The sequence below is a fragment of the Dyadobacter sp. AC419 genome (assembly GCF_979253085.1).
The window spans coordinates 649,342-665,764 of the sequence record NZ_CEEDCD010000019.1 but is presented as its reverse complement, the minus strand read 5'-3'; the positions used below and the strand labels follow the sequence as shown (position 1 = coordinate 665,764).

Genomic DNA, 16,423 nt, shown 5'->3' with positions numbered 1-16,423 from the left:
AAAATCAATCAATATCTAAAATAACCTAACATTTCGATCAACAATGGCTACACCAGATTTTACACAAATCGGCGGCTCGCAGGAAGATGGCTCCAAGCGGTCATACTGGAGTAAACCGGAAGGCATCACGTCACTGCTCTTTCTTGGAGCGGCGGGCGCTGTAACCCTTTATTTTTGGAACAAAATCGCAGCTTTCCTGATAGAAGTGACCAAAAGCACACTCTATTTAGGCTTCTTAATGGCCGTTTTAGCGCTCGTTATATTTCTATTTACGAGCAAAGACGTCAGAACAGCCGTTTTCTTTTTGTTCAAAACATTGATGCGCAACATTACCGGCCTCATTATCAAGCTGGATCCGATTGCGATCATGAAAATCTATATCGACGATCTGAAAGAAAAGCGGGAGAAGATGCAAGGTCAGATCAACACGCTGGCTGGTCAGCTCGTGAAATTGAACAAGAACATTAATGAAAACAACGAGCAGATCAAACAGAAATTCGCTGAGGCCAACAAGGCAAGCACCATGCTTGACCGTCCGGGGATGAAGGAAACGGCTTCTTTAGCAACCATTGAAGGAGCAGGTTTGCAGGAAATGAACGAGAAACTGTTCCCATTGCAGCGCAACATGAAGACGGTGCTTGAATTTATGGAAAAGGTCAACAAAAGCGCTGACTACATTATTAAGGAAACTGAAATCAAGGTAAAACTGGAAGAAGCGGAATACCGGATTGTGAAAGAAAGCTCGAATGCGTTGCGGACTGCCATCAGCATTTTTAAAGGAAATCCGGACAAGAAGTTCTATTTCGATGAGTCGATGGAATACATTCAGGATGATATGAGCCAGAAATTGGGCGAAATGAAACGCGCAATGGACTTGTCACTGGACTTTATCAATGGTGTTGATGTGCAAAACGGCCTGTTATCTGACAAAGGACAAGCCATGCTGGAAGCTTATAATTCAGGACAATTTAAACTTATCCAGCTGGAAAATCCGCAACCTGTAAACCGTTCGATCGAAACACCGAAAGATTCGAGTTACAAAGGACTTCTCGATTAATTTACTTCCTTACTTCGATTTACATTATTCATTTTACACAAAATTTCAATGAAAAGACTAACAGTTGCAGGCAGGCTAATTATCACCGCCATCATTTTAGGAGCCATATTTTTGGGATATAAATATTTGGGTGGCGAGAAGGCGCTAAACCAAATGGCCGAAGATCAGGCGCAAAACCCGCAAACGGAAGCAACAACGGGTGATACAGAATCGGCTTCCGAGGAAACACCGGCCGAAAACAGTGAGGCAACGAGCAATGAAGTTTCTGCATTCAGCTACACACCCCCTGCCCCGGTCGACGGCAAATTGCGCGGCGTTGTGGAATTGGGTGCAAGTGGTTTCAATTCGTTTATAATCAAAGTTGACAAAGAGAAACGCTGGTCACTGGAAAAATCTGAATTCGGAAATAGCCTTGTTACTGAGAATATGGCCACGGACGAAGATGTAAGGATTGGTTTGAAAAAATACATTGCCGGCATGTTGGACTACGGCGTGGGCAGCAAAGACATTCACTTCGTTGTGAGCTCCGGAGCTGCTAAGGCTGATGTTACTGTGAAGATTACGCGCGTTTTGAAATCATTGGGTTACGTTGTAAATCAGGTTACTGCGGAACAAGAAGGCCAATTGGCATTGAAATCTGTGCTGCCTGCTGAATACGTGGACAAGGCTTTTGTTGTCGACATCGGATCGGGTAACACGAAAATTTCCTGGATGGAAAACGGAAAAGTTTCAGCACTTGAATCATATGGCGCCAAGTATTTCCAGGAAGGAACGGACGACTCGAAAGTGTATCAGGAAGTAAGCGCCAAGGCAAAACAAATTCCAGAGGATTTGAGAAAAACGTGTTTCATCATCGGCGGTGTTCCTTTTGAAATGGCCAAAGAAGTGCGCAAAGGAAAAGAGCGTTACACCACATTGAGCGCACCGCTTGCTTACTCGAAGTTGACCAATGCAAAGTCAAAAGCAGGTGTCAACATTTACAAAGCAGTGACCGATGCAACTGGCTGCCAGCAATTCGTTTTTGACTGGGATGCCAATTTTACCATAGGGTTTTTGCTTGGACTATAATTGAAAAGAGCTTGATTTGCTTGACCGGAGGGAATTTTACATATGTAAATTTCCCTCCCGGTTTTTTGTATCTTTCCAGCGCATTCATTTCTGCTATGACATTATCCCAACTCTTCAACTCAGTTTCGCAAAATCCCTGGCCACTCGTCATTTACTTTTTGTTATTGCCATTGGCGGCCTGGCTTGTGGGCATGGCGGCAGATGGAAGTCGCGACGTTAAATTTTGGAGTTACATTTATGCGATCCTCTGTTTACGCCGTTTGCATTCCGGGGATTTTCGCAGTAACACTGAATATTTCACCTTTTCCTGTTTGAAAGACAAAGCGTGTGGCAGGCAAATGTTGTTATGCAGTTTTTGCCAATCGTTTCTATGGGAATCACATTAATGTTGATCAAAAGCAAGATCCCATTTTCATTAATCCCGGGTTTTGGTAAAATTTCCGGATTTCTAACACTCATTGCTGCGCTCATCGGAGTCATGTGGTTTGTTGACAGAATTCACTTAGTAGCATGGACTTACGTTCCATTTAGTGCCATTTTAATCGGTTTTGTACTCACTTTGATAGCGATTAGATTTGCATGGAGCAAACTGTTCTGACCAAGGGCTCGTATATTCAAATCTCAATAGGCGAAAATCAGCGCATTTTTGCCCGCGAGCTGGTGGAGCATTCGCTTCGTCATCATCAGGTCGCCAATATTTGGGATAAGCATTACGACAAGCTTTCCCAAACACGGATGATGCGCTTCACCGGAAGTTTAGGCGAAATCATTTTTGCGGACTGCGTACCATTTGCCCCGACCTTCGAAATCTTTCGGCGCGACGGATGGTCAGGACTGGGGGCAGGATTTTTTGATCAATCGGAAGAACACAACTTTTCGGTTGACATTAAATCCATGAAGCGCAAGTCCGGCCAGCTTAGCTCAGATTACGTGCTCAACATTCCATCCTCTCAACTGCATAAGCCCAAGTCGAAAACTTCACATTACTTTTGCATTTCCTTCCATCAATGTCCAACTGACGGGACCGTCGCTTCCCTATTAGGCTTCATTGACAAAACCGCTTTGGAAAAAGGCGAGGTGGGAACATTTTACAAACGTGGCACAAAACGCATCCGCACAGACGGAACGTCATTCACTTTCTACGAAGACACTTACGAAGTTCTATTTCAAGACATCGATCCGCCCGTTGTCACAAATCACATCAAGCGGCTGCCAGGATTCCGAATTTGTGCATTGAAATAAAAATTTATACGTATATTTAATTACATTTAATCACTAAACACACGTATAAAATGAAATCTACAAAAGAGCCTAAGGTTAAATTGACGCTAACAGTCAAGAAATCAGCCATTGAAAATGCGAAGAAATATGCACAGCTCGATGGCTCATCATTATCGAACATTGTCGAAGATTACCTGGTTGAATATTCAAAATCAACAAAGAATCTGAGCAATCAGATTTTAAAGGTTCGCTTGCATATCAGTTAATGGGTTGTGCCAAGGGCGGACCGCTGGATAATATGACCGTCGACGAAATCAAAGACATGTATGTTAAGGATCGCTTCGGATTATGAAGCTTTTCTTTGACACAAATGTCATAATCCACCATGCTTTGATGCGCGAAACCGGGCAACCGGTAGAAATTTCATTTCTGATTTATTGGGCCAAAAAGAATGATATTCCAATTCTGATATCTTCCGTGTTGTATATATTCATTCACTTACATCCTTCATAAGCAGGGAGTTAGAGGACAAACCCTGAAAGAGACTATCGGTCAATATTTGACCATGTTTCATCTTTGTGAAACAGATAAGCACATTTTTAGAGATGGCCTTGCTTCCAATTTTAAAGATTTAGAAGACTCATATCAGTATATGAATGCTTTGAAGGTTGGATGCGATTATCTGATCACCTCTAATGTGGTCGATTTCAAACCTTTTGCCAAAGAGGGGATTCAAATCCTTTCGCCCAGAGAGTTTATCAATAATGTCCTCAAAATGCGGGCAGGGGTTTGACTTTTAATGTAATGGCTTCGACAAAGTACACGCACTTACAACAAAACCAAACTCCTTGGTCAAGTTTACACACCGCTTCACATTGTTGAGAAAATCCTTCAAGATGCTGGTTTTTACAGCGCTGACTTAGAAAAAAAGAAAATCCTTGACCCTGCGTGTGGCGACGGCCGTTTCCTGGTTCCGATTGCGGAACATATCATTAAAACCACTTCCCCAGATCAACTGCCCGAGCGCCTTAAACAAATTCATGGCTGGGATATTGATCCACAGGCGATTGCTCTTTGCAAACAACATTTGAATGCATTAGTAGAGCCATTAGGAATTACAATAAAGTGGAAATTGAAATGTTGTGATGCGTTGGAACAACTGAAACATTCAGCCAAATACGATTTTATCGTTGGAAATCCGCCTTACATACGCATTCAACATTTGCCGCTCTCACAACGAAAATTTGTTCAGAAACATTATGCGTTTTGCAAAACCGGCTCTACGGACGCTTATATGGCGTTTTTTGAGCTTGCATCAAAACTTTTGACTTCGGGGGGCGTTTGTGGATTTGTTACACCCAATGGATTTTTCACTTCCGAAACAGGCAAACCGCTCCGCTCCTATTTTCGTGCAAATTGTAATCTGAAAAGGATCACCAATTACGGGTCCGTGCCTATTTTCGGAAGCACAGCCACTTATTCAGCCATCACGATATTTGGTAAAAATCAAAAGGATCACTTCCAATTCGAGCAATGCTTGAATAAAGACTTTGAATACATTAGCCGGCAAGTCTCTTTCGCAGAACTGCAGGAAAGCCGGCCCTGGCAACTTTCTGTAAATGAAGTCAATCCAATTATAGGTATAAAGTTGGGTGAGATTTGCCAGATTTCTGTGGGCGTAACGACGCTTGCGGATCCGCTTTATTTGTTCAACATTATGGAAGAAAATGGGGAGGTTATATTGGCGAAAAACAAAGCCGGCACCGAAGTTCAGCTTGAAAAGGCAATCTTAAAGCCAATCATCAAAGCATCAAAACTCAAACACGCAAACGAGCCGGTCACCGAATATATTCTTTTCCCTTATGCGAAGGATAGCACTGGTAAACAGCGCATTATCCCTGAAATTACACTCCAAGAACAATTTCCACTAACTTTTTCATACTTGCTTAAAGTAAAACCATTGCTCGATCGTCGTGATAATGGGAAGCCTAATGGAGTGGCATGGTATGCGTTTGGCCGTGCGCAAGGATTGGATAGTGCTTTTGGCAAGAAAATTGTTTTTTCTCCGATGAATTTGTCACCCAATTTCGTGCTCTACGAAAATCCGGAAGTAACGGTTTATTCCGGCTATTTTATAAAGTATAATGGTGATTATCAGGCTCTTTTGAAACAATTGAATTCACCCCGAATGGCGGAATTTATTGCTGTCGCAGGTCGTGATTTTCAGGGAGGTTACAAAGGTTATAACAAGAAAGTGATCGAGAACTTTATCGTTACATTGCCAGTTTAGTCTACACACAATTCTTTTTCTTGGAACTTCAAACTGCCCTAAAAAGAACTGCTCCGTTCAACATTAATAAACGAACGTTCATTTATATTTGTATGATTATAAATGTTGATACACGTTGAGAACCAGGGACGTAAATAAGGAAGCATTAATTCGTGAAAAGGCAATTGAGATGATTGTGGCGCACGGATTTGATGGGCTGAGCATGCACAAACTTGCAAAATCTGCGGGCGTTTCGGTCGCTACGATTTACATTTATTTCAAAGATCGTGAGGACCTGATCCAGCAGCTTTATACGGAGGAAACGAAAAAAATGGCGGATGCGACGCTGGTAAATTTCGACCCGGAAGCCCATTTTGATGAAGGGTTGAAGATTCAGTGGCTCAATCGGATGAATTATTGTTTCGAAAATCCCACCAGCATGACCTTTATGGAACAGGTTAAGCACTCACCGCTGATCGATCGGTCGACAATGGACATGCGATTTTTGAACGCGATGTCCCGGTTTGTGCACAATGCAATTGAACGAAAAGAGCTGATTCCTTTGCCTGTTGAGATTTACTGGTCCATTGCATTTGCCCCGCTTTATCAACTGGTAAAGTTTCACATTTCCAAATCGAGCATGCCCGGCAGGCCGCCGTTCGTTTTCGACGAGGAAAAAATCAATCTGACATTGGGTTTGGTCATTAAGGCCTTGAAACCCTGACCACAATTGTTACTTAATACGCCGATAAATTAGCCGAGTATGAAAGATAACTTCAACGAACAGCAATTTGTATTGGTTTTCCGGACCAATATCAACAAGAAAAAGACGTAAAATCACTGACGCCCGTACTGAATGGATGTTCCCTAAATTCTAAAATGGAATGTCGATCTGTCCGATTGCGACAATGTTTTACGCATCGAAGCCACCCATGAAGACCACGCCCACGTCATCCATCTCGTAAAACAAGCGGGATATGCATGCGAGGAATTAACTGACTAAAACCAGACTCGAACCAAATGAACGAAACAAAAAAAACCACATTTTCCGGCTATGAAAAGTTCATCATAGCCATCCTCGCTACGCTGCAATTTACAATCGTCCTCGATTTCATGGTCCTTTCGCCATTGGGCTACATTTTGCTCGACAAGCTGGACATTACGACGAGCCAATTCGGACTTGTGGTGTCCGCATATGCGTTCAGCGCAGGTGCTGCGGGCTTGCTTACAGCCGGATTCGCAGACAAATTTGACCGAAAAAAGCTGCTCCTATTTTTCTATTGCGGCTTTATCATCGGCACTTTTCTTTGCGGCATTGCTCCTACTTATCATTTTCTGCTGATGGCCCGTGTCTTTACCGGGTTATTCGGCGGCGTTATCGGCTCCATTAGTTTCGCGATTATCACAGATCTTTTCCCAATCAACGTGCGCGGGCGCATCATGGGTTTTGTGCAAATGGCATTTGCGAGCAGCCAGGTTTTAGGCATTCCAATTGGCCTTTATCTGGCGAAAGCATTTAGCTGGCACGCGCCGTTTTTAATGATTGTGGGATTGAGCATCGTTGTTGTTGCGCTGGTTTTTATTTACATGAAGCCGATCAACGCACATTTGCAGATCCAGTCGCAAGGCAATGCATTCAAGCATTTGGGAAAAACAATTTCCCGCCCCTCCTACTTACAGGCGTTCGCCGCAACGACATTGCTCGCAACCGGAGGCTTCATGCTTATGCCTTTTGGAACAGCTTATGGTGTCAACAACCTCGGCATTCAGGAAACGCAGCTCCCTACATTATATATGATCACTGGAATTTGCATGCTCGTGTTTAGTCCGTTTCATCGGAAAACTGAGTGACAAAATTGGCAAATACAAAGTGTTTCTCGCAGGCTCGGCGATCACTTGCGTGATGACTTTGATCTATTGTTAATCTGAGTGTCACGCCGCTCTGGATCATCATTATCCTGAACGTTTTGCTTTTTGTAGGAATCACAGGCCGGATGATTTCAGCCTCAGCATTAATGACCGCTGTTCCCGAACCGCAGGACCGCGGTGCTTTCATGGGCATCAACTCTTCCATTCAGCAGATCGCAGGTGGACTCGCTTCACTTCTTGCCGGCTTTATCGTCTCCGAAACCAGCACCGGTTTCATCGAACATTATCCTACATTAGGGAATGTGGTTGTTGCAGCTGTTGTCGTAACTGCCTTGCTGATGTATCGCATTCATAAAAATGTCACTGCAAAGGTGGCAGAATCCGCTCCTGTTGATGCAGCTAAGCCAGTTGTGTAATGATCGAAGTGAGCAAAATAAACTTGGTTATCAACAACTTACATTTTTCACAAAAATAAATTCATTTAATACTTATTATTCTTTTAAAAAGATCGATACATTTACAAAGACAAAAACTTTTCGTTCTTTCTATTTATAAAGATTATGGTATAAAATTATTTTACGTTTATTTACATATCAGACGTTAGATAAACTTTTAACATTTTATACATATAATACTTTTAAATGAAAATCATTAGTATTGTCAACAACAAAGGCGGTGTGGGAAAGACCACTTCTGCTCAAAGTATTGCTGCCGGTCTCAGCAAATTTGCCAATGCACGTGTGCTGGTAATTGACTTGGATGCGCAGGTGAAGTCTACCAAAAGTTTCGGCATTCGACATACAGGACTTAAAAAAGACAGCGGCACATTCATCACCGGCGAATATGAATTTGATGACATCGTCAAGCATGTGTGGTGACATTGATGCGCTGCCAGGATCGGCGGAATTGATCCACCGCGAAGACACGATCAAGGCGGCTCCGGTATTTCCTTTCAACCTGAAAATTGCTTTGGAAAAAATTAAAGACCGGTACGATTTCGTGATCATGCGACTGCCCCGCCTGCATTGTACGGAAACACGCGGCTGGCTTTGGTTTCATGTCATCAGTATTATGTTCCGTTGCAGGCTGAATTTTTAAGTTATGAAGGTCTTCGCAACTTCCTGGTTTATTCTGCGGAGATTAAAAAGATAAGTCCGAGTACAAACCTGGGCGGTGTGTTTGCAACGCGTTACAACCCGAAAATCCGGAAGAAGATCAGCCACGAGTTGATCAATGCCACGAAGGAGCAGCTTGGAGATGTATTCATGACGGCTTACATTCGGGATAACATTGCACTTTCGGAAGCTCAGGCCAATGGCACAACGATATTTGACTATGCGCCTAACAGCAATGGCGCGGAAGATTATTATAAGTTAACCAAAGAAATTTTAGAACGAATCAATAACTGACACGATGGCTAAGGAAAGGAAATTTGATTTTGCGCCGCTTCCACTGGTTGCTGACATCCAGGAAGAGCTCGACAACAACAAACCCAATGAGGTGGCGGATGGAGCACCGACTAAGGTAACTTTCGATTGTGATTACATTTTAATGGAAAACATGAAAGATTACGGTTACTGGGAAGGGCTCACGCAAAAAGACATCATTCTGGAATCCTTAAAGCTATATTTTCAAGATAAAGAAATCCGTCCGCGGCCGGATAAAATCAGAAACCGGACGAAAGTTGGCCGCAAGCCAAAATCTGCCGGTGAATAAAACGAAGAAAGTCTCCCACCCGGAGACTTTCTTCGTTTTATAGCATTCCCAAATCCGCTATTCAATCAGCAATTTTCCCGAGATCTCTTTTTCACCATTGGTGAACCTGTACAAATACATTCCCGAGCTCCTTTTGTGCAAATCAATTTCTGTTTTCAGCATAAAGCGCTTATCCAAAATCTTTCTGCCATTGATATCAAAAATTGTAAACAACGATTCACCTCCTAGCTCCGTGGCCACTTTTACCAAAGCCTTTGCCGGATTTGGCGAAACCTGCACTATTGCATCAACAGGGTTTTCGGCACTCAGGATCGGCTCCACTTTCACTTCTGTGCGCGCCGTATCAGCGCAACCATTAAAATCCACCACCCGCACTTCGTAGATCCCTGCATTTTTAACAGTTGCATTCTCGATCTGTGCAACCTGAATCTGAGACATAAAATTATCCGGGCCGGTCCAGTAATAGGACGATCCGCCGCTCGCAGCAATTTCAATTGTTGCTTTTTCGAAATAAGGACCTGTGTTCGTTGCGGTCGCTTCGGGTTGGGCGAAAACGAGCACATTCGCTTTCAAAGTCACATCAGGCTCCCCTGCGGTTTTACAGGTCGCAGCATATTCAGTGTTTTGTTTTGGTGAAACGGAGATGGAATTGCCCGTGGCTCCGGTTGACCAGCTAATGTTGCCTGCACAGCCGGACGCCGTGAGCACGCTGAATGTTCCTGGACAAATGTTTGGCTCTGAAACGCGCAGCTTAAAAACCTGCGGCGCATTGCTTCTAACCAATTTCCACTGGGTAGTCCGGGTGCGCTCGCCTTTCGCATATGCGTGCCTGCTCAAATGTGTGGAATCAAAAACGGTGGCTGTGAGCAGGCCGCTGCCTTCGGCAAGATCTAAAATCGAAAGGCTAACCTCGTTCCCGGTCGCTTTCATCGGTTTCCCGTTCAATGCCCATGCAATCTGCAATGTGTTAGGCTCAGGCTCAACGAGATCAAGCTTGAATGTCCTTGCATCCGCTGAAAGCACTGATTCATCCGTCGTGTCGCGTTCCATTTTATCAATCGGATTGACCAGTTGCAATATCCGCTCAGTAGTTGCCTCCTTGCAAACAGCACAGAATTCTTTGTTCAAATATTCCATTAAACAGTTGGCTTCCGTAGGCTTATGCCATTTGGCCGCCTCGCCTTCTCCGTGCTTAAAAACGCCAATATTGGTTTCGTTCAGCCAGTTCTTCCATTTCACAAGCTCGGGATTGCTTTCCGCAGTCATATTTGCTGCTTCCCAGCCATATTGCGGACCGGCCCAATATTCATCATTAAGATAAGAGAATGTATGACCAATTTCATGAACGCCAATTGTATTAGCCTGTGAATGAAGCGTATGCACAGCAATTGAACCGCCCGAGCCGCCGTAAAAAGGCGTGTTAACCAGCACCACAACCAGATCATATGACGGGAAATTAAAAGCAAGCACATTGCTTAATGCCTGATAATTACGGATTGTCACCAATCTGTGAATGGATTCACCGAAACTTGCGCCATAATAAGTGTCCTTCATGCCAACAGGCTGATCCGGATAAGCATCCGGCGCATTGCCAGGATTGCTGACACCGCTTTCCTTTGACGGCGTAGGCACGGAGAAGAAGTTGAAATAATTGCGGTAAGCGCTATATGGCGCATAAGCCAGAAAGAAATCTGCAAAGAGTGTCGCCTGTTCCTTAAATCGCGGAAGCTCAGCCTGGGTAAAACCATCGCCCAGAATCACGACATTAATGCGGTTATCGATGGGGCCGGATTTGTGAATGGTGTCTACTTCAAAAATCTGCGAAAAGCAATGCGAACAAACAAATAATAGAATGAGGGTAAAAAATTTTGTCATTGTTTCAAGGTTAGCGTGTAGATTTTAATGTTTCCTTTTTCCGGCGTCACACTGTAAATTTCCACTTTTTCCAGTGCTTTATCATCTTGTATACGAAAGGATAATGTGCCTTTCTTAGCAGAAAGATCCTGTTTACTAAGTTTCCCATCCACGCTGGCCACTTCCACCGATCTATACAACGGATGCTCAAATGCCAACGGAATTTCAAGGCGATCATTCGCGTAATGCGGGACCACACGGATCTGATATGGGCTGTGAACCGGCGGGACCAGCGCCTTCATTTTCCCACTTCCCGAAACAGCATTCACCAACTCCGCCGTCTCTCTGTTTTTCCCTTTTTTTGTTAATTCAAAATCCAGAAAAAGAATGTGATTGGCAGACTTCGCATCATAGTTTTTCAGATTATGTACAGCAATCGTGGATTCGGCGGACTTGCAACCAGCCAAATGAAATATCATCATTACCAGTAAGAAAGCACAATTTTTAGCCATCAAAATAACAGACACAATTTTTGAGAAAACGGTTGGATCATGCAATTTTAGGCCAAAATGCTATTCACCACCTTGCCATGGACATCTGTAAGCCGGAAACGCCTGCCCTGAAACTTGTAAGTCAACTTCTCATGATCGACGCCCATTAAATGCATTAATGTTGCCTGAAAATCGTGCACATGCACGGGATCCTTCACAATGTTGTAACTGAAATCATCCGTCTCCCCGAAACTTATCCCCGGCTTCACACCCGCGCCAGCCATCCACATTGTAAAGCAGCGTGGATGATGATCGCGGCCATAATCTTCGGCTGTGAGCTTGCCTTGCGAATAAACAGTCCGGCCAAATTCACCACCCCAGACAACCAGCGTATCTTCAAGCAAACCTCTGCGTTTCAAATCCATAATTAATGCAGCAGTCGCCTGATCCGTGTTTTTGCACTGATGCGCAATGCCTTTGGGTAAGCCGCCGTGATTATCCCAACCCTGATGATACAACTGCACGAATTTGACATCCTTTTCAAGCAGCTTTCTTGCCAGAATGCAATTAGCGGCATAAGTCCCAGAGTCTCGGCTGTCGGGCCCATAAAGTTCGAAGACTTCATCCGGTTCGCCTGCCGTGTCCATCACTTCCGGAACGGAAGTCTGCATCCGAAAAGCCATTTCGTATTGCGCAATGCGCGCGTCAACCTCAGGATCGCCATAAGGCTCATTTTGCAGCTGGTTAAGCTTTGCCAGTATAATCGAGCATTTCTTTGCGGTCGCTGCCGTCATAACCTTCGGGATTATTCAAAAAAAGCACCGGATCTTTGCCTGATCTGAACTGCACGCCTTGATGTTTGGATGGTAAAAATCCATTTCCCCAAAGTCTTGCATATAAAGGTTGATCCTTGGCGCCGTTTTTGGAAACCAAAACAATGAATGCGGGCAGATTCTGATTGTCTGTGCCCAGCCCATAACTCACCCACGAACCAATGGACGGCCGGCCCGGCAACTGGTTACCGGTCTGAAAAAACGTAATCGCCGGATCGTGGTTAATGGCCTCAGAATAAACGGATTTGATCATGCACAGCTCGTCGACCACTTTTGCAGTGTAAGGCATCAGCTCGACTCACCCACGTCCCGCTTTTGCCATGCTGACTGAAGCCGAAAATCGATGGCACAACAGGCAGTACGCTTTGATTCGCACTCATGCCGGTCAACCGCTGCCCTTTTCGCACGGAATCGGGAAGGTTCTGACCAGCCAATTTTAACGAGCTTAGGTTTGTAATCAAATGTTTCGAATTGCGAAGGACCACCGGCCATGAAGAGATAAACCACACGTTTCGCTTTCGGTGCGATATGCGGTAATGCATTCAAAACCTGCTGTTCCAGAGAACCGCTGGTTTCAGCCATTTGTGAAGTGCCGGAACCAAATAGTTTTTGTACGCCAAACAATGACCCCATCGCCAATGCACCCAATCCGAGGTATGTTTTTACCAGGAAATTACGCCTTTCAAGTCTTTTATTGAGCATATCAAAATCAGGATTGTTGATCCTGAATGGCTCATTATGGTGATTTTCCATGCTTATCGCTTGGTTAAGGATGCATCCGAATTCAGAATCGTGCTCGCGACCACCGCATGGGCGGCAACCTGGGCAAAATCCGTTTTCTTATCAATTTTAAACTGTCCCTCGGCGATCCAGCCAGCCGCCTTTGCTGGATTCGCTATGAAATTGACCAATTGCTTATTTCTCAATTCCAATAATAATAGGACCTCTCGTTTAGAAGGTTTTCTGCCCGTTAGCTTACGGTAAGCGGTTATTAATGCGGTTTCCGGGTTGGCTTCCAATGTCATTTGCTGGCCCATCACTTTCATGGCTTCATTAAATGTCGGATCATTCAGGGTTACGAGCGCTTGCAACGGCGTGTTCGTCTTTTGCCTTCTTACCACACAAAAACTGCGGGAAGTCGCGTCGAATGTTGCCAATGTCGGATTCGGGACGGACCTTTTTACAAGCACATACAGGCTTCTGCGATAGACCGCCGTGCCCGAATCGGGCTGGTAAGTCGTGTTATTGATTTCCCAAAGTCCATCGGGCTGGTAAGGTTTTACACTTTTGCCGCCAATTTGCTTATTAAGTAATCCACTTGCTGCCAGTGCATTATCGCGGATCATTTCAGCCGTTAGCCTATTTGCCGGACTGTGCGACAGCAGCCGGTTTTCAGGATCCTTGTCCCGCACTTCGCGCGAAGTTTCCGAGCGCTGCCGGTAAGTGGCCGACATTACAATGTGTTTATTAAGCTTTTTCACATTCCAGCCAGACTCCCGAAAAGTCACAGCAAGCCAGTCCAGCAACTCCAAATGGCTCGGCAGCTCGCCCTGATTTCCAAAATCTTCCGTCGTCTTAACAAGCCCTGTCCCAAAGAAATTTTGCCATAATCGATTGACAGCCACCCGCGCTGTCAGCGGATTATCTTTGCTGGTCAGCCATTGCGCCAGTCCATATCGGTTTTTGGGTAAATGCGCAGGAAACGACAAGATCGACTTCGGTGTGTTTGGAAAAACCTCCTCACCAAAAGCATCATAATTGCCTCTTAAAAGAATGTGCGCCTTTTTCCGCTTCGGCATTTCCTGCATCACCATTAATTCGCGGATATTTTCAGTTGAATCGGCCAATGTTGTTCGTATACCGCGAAGTTTATTCTCTTCTGCTCGCATGGTCGGCGAAACTGCGAATTCGTAATAAGCTTTTGCAATCGCCAATTCACTTGCAGTCATTGCATTATATTGCTTGGAAGCTAAGGATTTCCAGTCTGCTTTTCCAGCCAATATTTCAATTTCAAATGGTGTTAACGCACGGTTATAGACCACAATGTCGTCTGCCAAACCATCTTTGAAACCATTTCCGCGCCACCACGCGCCGATCTGCAATCCAGGCTGCGTTTTGGTTTTGAATAAAATGTCTTTTGTCAACTGATCCGTCTCCGTTTCCATCATCATTTCACGGCCATCCATAAACAGTTTAAAACCAGCCGCTTTCGACGAGCCGTCATATGTGACCGTCAATTGCATCCATTTATCACGCGGAATGTTGCTTTTTGAAATTTTGGTGATCGCATTAGAAGGCGCTGTGTGTGCCATATTCAGTTCTAATTTGTTGTTTTTGAGATAAAGATGATAGCCGCGAAAATTGTAAAGCCGCTCCGCCTGGCTCTTATGCAAGATTACGCCCTCCTTCATTTCTTTGGGCACATTCACCCAAATGCCAATGCTAAACGGCTCCGATTTCCGGAAAACGCCGATTTGATCTAAATCCAGAAACACATCCCCATTAAATTGCATCGCATAACCTTCTCCATGCGTCACGAAAACGGGTTTATCGCCCGTCATCCCCGATTCCCGTTTCATTGTTCCCGTCTGTTTGGGATTCGCATCATTGGTCAGGTTGCTTCGGGATAAGGTGTTTTTGTCAAACGAAAAACGAGCTTGCAGACCAGCCTGCGGAATTTTTTCAGTGACTAATTTCATTAAATCGGCACTTTTTAACCATTTCTCAAAATCCGGCTGAACATGGCTTCTGCTTTGATCCACTACTTTTTGCTGTTCCAGTTCCTGTGATTTGAGGAAATCCAGCATCTTTTCCTCCCGGTCGGTCGGCAACATCAATGTGGGCGTCGGCAGCGCATCGTCCCAGGAAATCTGCCCGGCTTCTTTTACATTGTTGAAAAAGCTGAAAAGCTCATAATAGTTTTTTTGCGAGATGGGATCGTATTTGTGGTCGTGACATTTGGCACAGCCCACAGACAAACCGAGCATGGCGTCACCAAATGTATTGGTCCTGTCCACCACATATTCAGTCTGAAATTCTTCCTCAATGATGCCGCCTTCCATATTCTGCTGATGATTCCGGTTGAACGCGGTGGCAATCAGCATGTCTTTATTTGGCTTCGGCATGAGATCGCCCGCAAGCTGCCAATGCAAAAACCGATCATAAGGAAGGTTTTGGTTAAAAGCCTTAATCACCCAATCGCGGTAAGGCGACATGTCCCGCAGCCGGTCGACCGTGTAACCGTGCGAATCCGCAAATCGCGCCAGATCAAGCCAATCGACGGCCATTTTTTCTCCATAATGTGGCGAGGTCAGCAGCCGGTCAACTTGCTTTTCGTAAGCATTGGCAGCATTATCATTCAAAAAAGCGTCGATTTCAGACAATGTTGGCGGCAAGCCGGTCAGGTCGAGGGATAACCGTCTTAATAGCAACTCTTTGCTCGCCTCGGGTGCCGGTTTCAATTTTTCCTGTTCCAGCTTGGCAAGAATAAAATCATCGATCGGATTCTTAACCCAATCTGCATTATGCACCTCGGGCAACTCCGTTTTTACAGGTTTTACAAATGCCCAATGTGGCTTATACTCAGCTCCTTCTTTAATCCATTTGACCAAAATCGCCTTTTCCTTAGCATTAAGGGATAAATGCGAGGATGGCGTAGGCATTATATATTCCGGGTCGGCAGAGATAATGCGATGAAACATTTCGCTGTTTTGCAAATCGCCCGGATCGATTGCAAACTTGCCCTTGTTTTCGGAGAGCTCGCTATATGCCGCTTCCTGAATGTCCAGCCGCAATCCTGCTTTTTGCTTCGCCTTATCCGGCCCGTGGCAAGCAAAGCATTTGTCCGAAAGCACAGGTTTCACATGCTGGTTGTAATCCAGCTTTTCCGGCAATTCTGCATATGCCGCTTCAACATCTTCCGGAATATCCGGCCCGCAGGAAACGAGCCCGACTCCGAGGAAAATGGTCAGCGCAGCTTTGAGGAAAAAGATGGATTTGGTCACTTTCAAATCTTTTTGGCGTTCAGGCAATTACATTTTAGTCA

The 16,423-nt window shown here is 44.7% G+C and carries 20 protein-coding genes; 13 read left to right on the top strand and 7 right to left on the bottom strand.

Features of this window, described 5'->3' with window-relative positions; genetic code table 11:
* Positions 1 to 43 precede the first annotated feature (43 nt).
* On the top strand, positions 44 to 1,057 hold the full coding sequence (locus AC0IYG_RS16455) for a hypothetical protein (RefSeq protein ID WP_471712215.1): 1,014 nt from the start codon (positions 44 to 46) through the stop codon (positions 1,055 to 1,057).
* Between the two features lie 48 nt (positions 1,058 to 1,105).
* Entirely contained in the window at positions 1,106 to 2,125 is a 1,020-nt protein-coding gene (locus AC0IYG_RS16450; protein WP_471712213.1) for a Ppx/GppA phosphatase family protein, read from the top strand.
* A 297-nt stretch (positions 2,126 to 2,422) separates the two neighbouring features.
* On the opposite strand, the gene AC0IYG_RS16445 is transcribed toward AC0IYG_RS16450, so the two are convergent.
* Positions 2,423 to 2,584, bottom strand: coding sequence for a hypothetical protein (locus AC0IYG_RS16445; RefSeq protein ID WP_471712211.1), 162 nt, complete (start codon positions 2,582 to 2,584; stop codon positions 2,423 to 2,425).
* Positions 2,585 to 2,704: 120 nt separating this feature from the next.
* Between AC0IYG_RS16445 and AC0IYG_RS16440 the strand changes: the two genes are divergently transcribed.
* From AC0IYG_RS16440 to AC0IYG_RS16390, 11 genes are all read left to right on the top strand, one after another.
* The gene (locus tag AC0IYG_RS16440) at positions 2,705 to 3,367 is read left to right on the top strand and encodes a hypothetical protein (protein ID WP_471712209.1); all 663 of its coding nucleotides are present in this window, start codon (positions 2,705 to 2,707) and stop codon (positions 3,365 to 3,367) included.
* Between the two features lie 50 nt (positions 3,368 to 3,417).
* On the top strand, positions 3,418 to 3,612 hold the full coding sequence (locus tag AC0IYG_RS16435) for a DUF6364 family protein (RefSeq protein WP_471712207.1): 195 nt from the start codon (positions 3,418 to 3,420) through the stop codon (positions 3,610 to 3,612).
* 299 nt (positions 3,613 to 3,911) lie between these two features.
* The gene (locus AC0IYG_RS16430) at positions 3,912 to 4,139 is read left to right on the top strand and encodes a hypothetical protein (protein ID WP_471712205.1); all 228 of its coding nucleotides are present in this window, start codon (positions 3,912 to 3,914) and stop codon (positions 4,137 to 4,139) included.
* A gap of 81 nt (positions 4,140 to 4,220) precedes the next feature.
* Positions 4,221 to 5,636: an HsdM family class I SAM-dependent methyltransferase gene (locus AC0IYG_RS16425; protein ID WP_471712323.1), complete on the top strand. Its 1,416-nt coding sequence runs from the start codon at positions 4,221 to 4,223 to the stop codon at positions 5,634 to 5,636.
* Positions 5,637 to 5,751: 115 nt separating this feature from the next.
* Positions 5,752 to 6,339, top strand: a complete 588-nt coding sequence (locus AC0IYG_RS16420; protein WP_471712203.1) for a TetR/AcrR family transcriptional regulator — start codon at positions 5,752 to 5,754, stop codon at positions 6,337 to 6,339.
* 296 nt (positions 6,340 to 6,635) lie between these two features.
* Complete coding sequence (locus AC0IYG_RS16415; RefSeq protein ID WP_471712201.1) at positions 6,636 to 7,466, top strand: MFS transporter; 831 nt, start codon at positions 6,636 to 6,638, stop codon at positions 7,464 to 7,466.
* 116 nt (positions 7,467 to 7,582) lie between these two features.
* The gene (locus AC0IYG_RS16410) at positions 7,583 to 7,900 is read left to right on the top strand and encodes a hypothetical protein (RefSeq protein WP_471712200.1); all 318 of its coding nucleotides are present in this window, start codon (positions 7,583 to 7,585) and stop codon (positions 7,898 to 7,900) included.
* A gap of 225 nt (positions 7,901 to 8,125) precedes the next feature.
* Positions 8,126 to 8,362: a ParA family protein gene (locus AC0IYG_RS16405; protein ID WP_471712198.1), complete on the top strand. Its 237-nt coding sequence runs from the start codon at positions 8,126 to 8,128 to the stop codon at positions 8,360 to 8,362.
* Entirely contained in the window at positions 8,328 to 8,582 is a 255-nt protein-coding gene (locus AC0IYG_RS16400; protein WP_471712197.1) for a ParA family protein, read from the top strand. Before AC0IYG_RS16405 ends, AC0IYG_RS16400 begins: the two co-directional genes overlap by 35 nt.
* Complete coding sequence (locus AC0IYG_RS16395; protein WP_471712195.1) at positions 8,564 to 8,893, top strand: ParA family protein; 330 nt, start codon at positions 8,564 to 8,566, stop codon at positions 8,891 to 8,893. Before AC0IYG_RS16400 ends, AC0IYG_RS16395 begins: the two co-directional genes overlap by 19 nt.
* 4 nt (positions 8,894 to 8,897) lie before the next feature.
* A complete protein-coding gene (locus tag AC0IYG_RS16390; RefSeq protein WP_471712193.1) occupies positions 8,898 to 9,200 on the top strand; it encodes a hypothetical protein in 303 nt (100 codons plus the stop codon).
* A gap of 57 nt (positions 9,201 to 9,257) precedes the next feature.
* Here AC0IYG_RS16390 and AC0IYG_RS16385 read toward each other — a convergent pair whose 3' ends face one another.
* From AC0IYG_RS16385 to AC0IYG_RS16360, 6 genes are all read right to left on the bottom strand, one after another.
* Positions 9,258 to 11,075: a M64 family metallopeptidase gene (locus AC0IYG_RS16385; protein WP_471712192.1), complete on the bottom strand. Its 1,818-nt coding sequence runs from the start codon at positions 11,073 to 11,075 to the stop codon at positions 9,258 to 9,260.
* A complete protein-coding gene (locus AC0IYG_RS16380; RefSeq protein WP_471712191.1) occupies positions 11,072 to 11,536 on the bottom strand; it encodes a hypothetical protein in 465 nt (154 codons plus the stop codon). The genes AC0IYG_RS16385 and AC0IYG_RS16380 overlap by 4 nt, the downstream gene beginning before the upstream one ends.
* A gap of 77 nt (positions 11,537 to 11,613) precedes the next feature.
* Complete coding sequence (locus AC0IYG_RS16375) at positions 11,614 to 12,339, bottom strand: DUF1501 domain-containing protein (RefSeq protein WP_471712189.1); 726 nt, start codon at positions 12,337 to 12,339, stop codon at positions 11,614 to 11,616.
* Positions 12,290 to 12,667: a DUF1501 domain-containing protein gene (locus AC0IYG_RS16370; RefSeq protein WP_471712187.1), complete on the bottom strand. Its 378-nt coding sequence runs from the start codon at positions 12,665 to 12,667 to the stop codon at positions 12,290 to 12,292. Before AC0IYG_RS16370 ends, AC0IYG_RS16375 begins: the two co-directional genes overlap by 50 nt.
* Positions 12,667 to 13,131, bottom strand: coding sequence for a DUF1501 domain-containing protein (locus AC0IYG_RS16365; protein WP_471712186.1), 465 nt, complete (start codon positions 13,129 to 13,131; stop codon positions 12,667 to 12,669). Before AC0IYG_RS16365 ends, AC0IYG_RS16370 begins: the two co-directional genes overlap by 1 nt.
* 2 nt (positions 13,132 to 13,133) lie before the next feature.
* Complete coding sequence (locus tag AC0IYG_RS16360) at positions 13,134 to 16,382, bottom strand: DUF1553 domain-containing protein (RefSeq protein ID WP_471712322.1); 3,249 nt, start codon at positions 16,380 to 16,382, stop codon at positions 13,134 to 13,136.
* Positions 16,383 to 16,423 lie beyond the last annotated feature (41 nt).

Coding starts and splice junctions, on each gene's coding strand:
- AC0IYG_RS16455 (WP_471712215.1), top strand. CDS start 44: ATGGCTACACCAGATTTTACACAAATCGGCGGCTCGCAGGAAGATGGC.
- AC0IYG_RS16450 (WP_471712213.1), top strand. CDS start 1,106: ATGAAAAGACTAACAGTTGCAGGCAGGCTAATTATCACCGCCATCATT.
- AC0IYG_RS16445 (WP_471712211.1), bottom strand. CDS start 2,584: ATGAGTGTTAGAAATCCGGAAATTTTACCAAAACCCGGGATTAATGAA.
- AC0IYG_RS16440 (WP_471712209.1), top strand. CDS start 2,705: ATGGAGCAAACTGTTCTGACCAAGGGCTCGTATATTCAAATCTCAATA.
- AC0IYG_RS16435 (WP_471712207.1), top strand. CDS start 3,418: ATGAAATCTACAAAAGAGCCTAAGGTTAAATTGACGCTAACAGTCAAG.
- AC0IYG_RS16430 (WP_471712205.1), top strand. CDS start 3,912: ATGTTTCATCTTTGTGAAACAGATAAGCACATTTTTAGAGATGGCCTT.
- AC0IYG_RS16415 (WP_471712201.1), top strand. CDS start 6,636: ATGAACGAAACAAAAAAAACCACATTTTCCGGCTATGAAAAGTTCATC.
- AC0IYG_RS16405 (WP_471712198.1), top strand. CDS start 8,126: ATGAAAATCATTAGTATTGTCAACAACAAAGGCGGTGTGGGAAAGACC.
- AC0IYG_RS16400 (WP_471712197.1), top strand. CDS start 8,328: ATGAATTTGATGACATCGTCAAGCATGTGTGGTGACATTGATGCGCTG.
- AC0IYG_RS16390 (WP_471712193.1), top strand. CDS start 8,898: ATGGCTAAGGAAAGGAAATTTGATTTTGCGCCGCTTCCACTGGTTGCT.
- AC0IYG_RS16385 (WP_471712192.1), bottom strand. CDS start 11,075: ATGACAAAATTTTTTACCCTCATTCTATTATTTGTTTGTTCGCATTGC.
- AC0IYG_RS16380 (WP_471712191.1), bottom strand. CDS start 11,536: ATGATGATATTTCATTTGGCTGGTTGCAAGTCCGCCGAATCCACGATT.
- AC0IYG_RS16375 (WP_471712189.1), bottom strand. CDS start 12,339: ATGACGGCAGCGACCGCAAAGAAATGCTCGATTATACTGGCAAAGCTT.
- AC0IYG_RS16370 (WP_471712187.1), bottom strand. CDS start 12,667: ATGCCTTACACTGCAAAAGTGGTCGACGAGCTGTGCATGATCAAATCC.
- AC0IYG_RS16365 (WP_471712186.1), bottom strand. CDS start 13,131: ATGGAAAATCACCATAATGAGCCATTCAGGATCAACAATCCTGATTTT.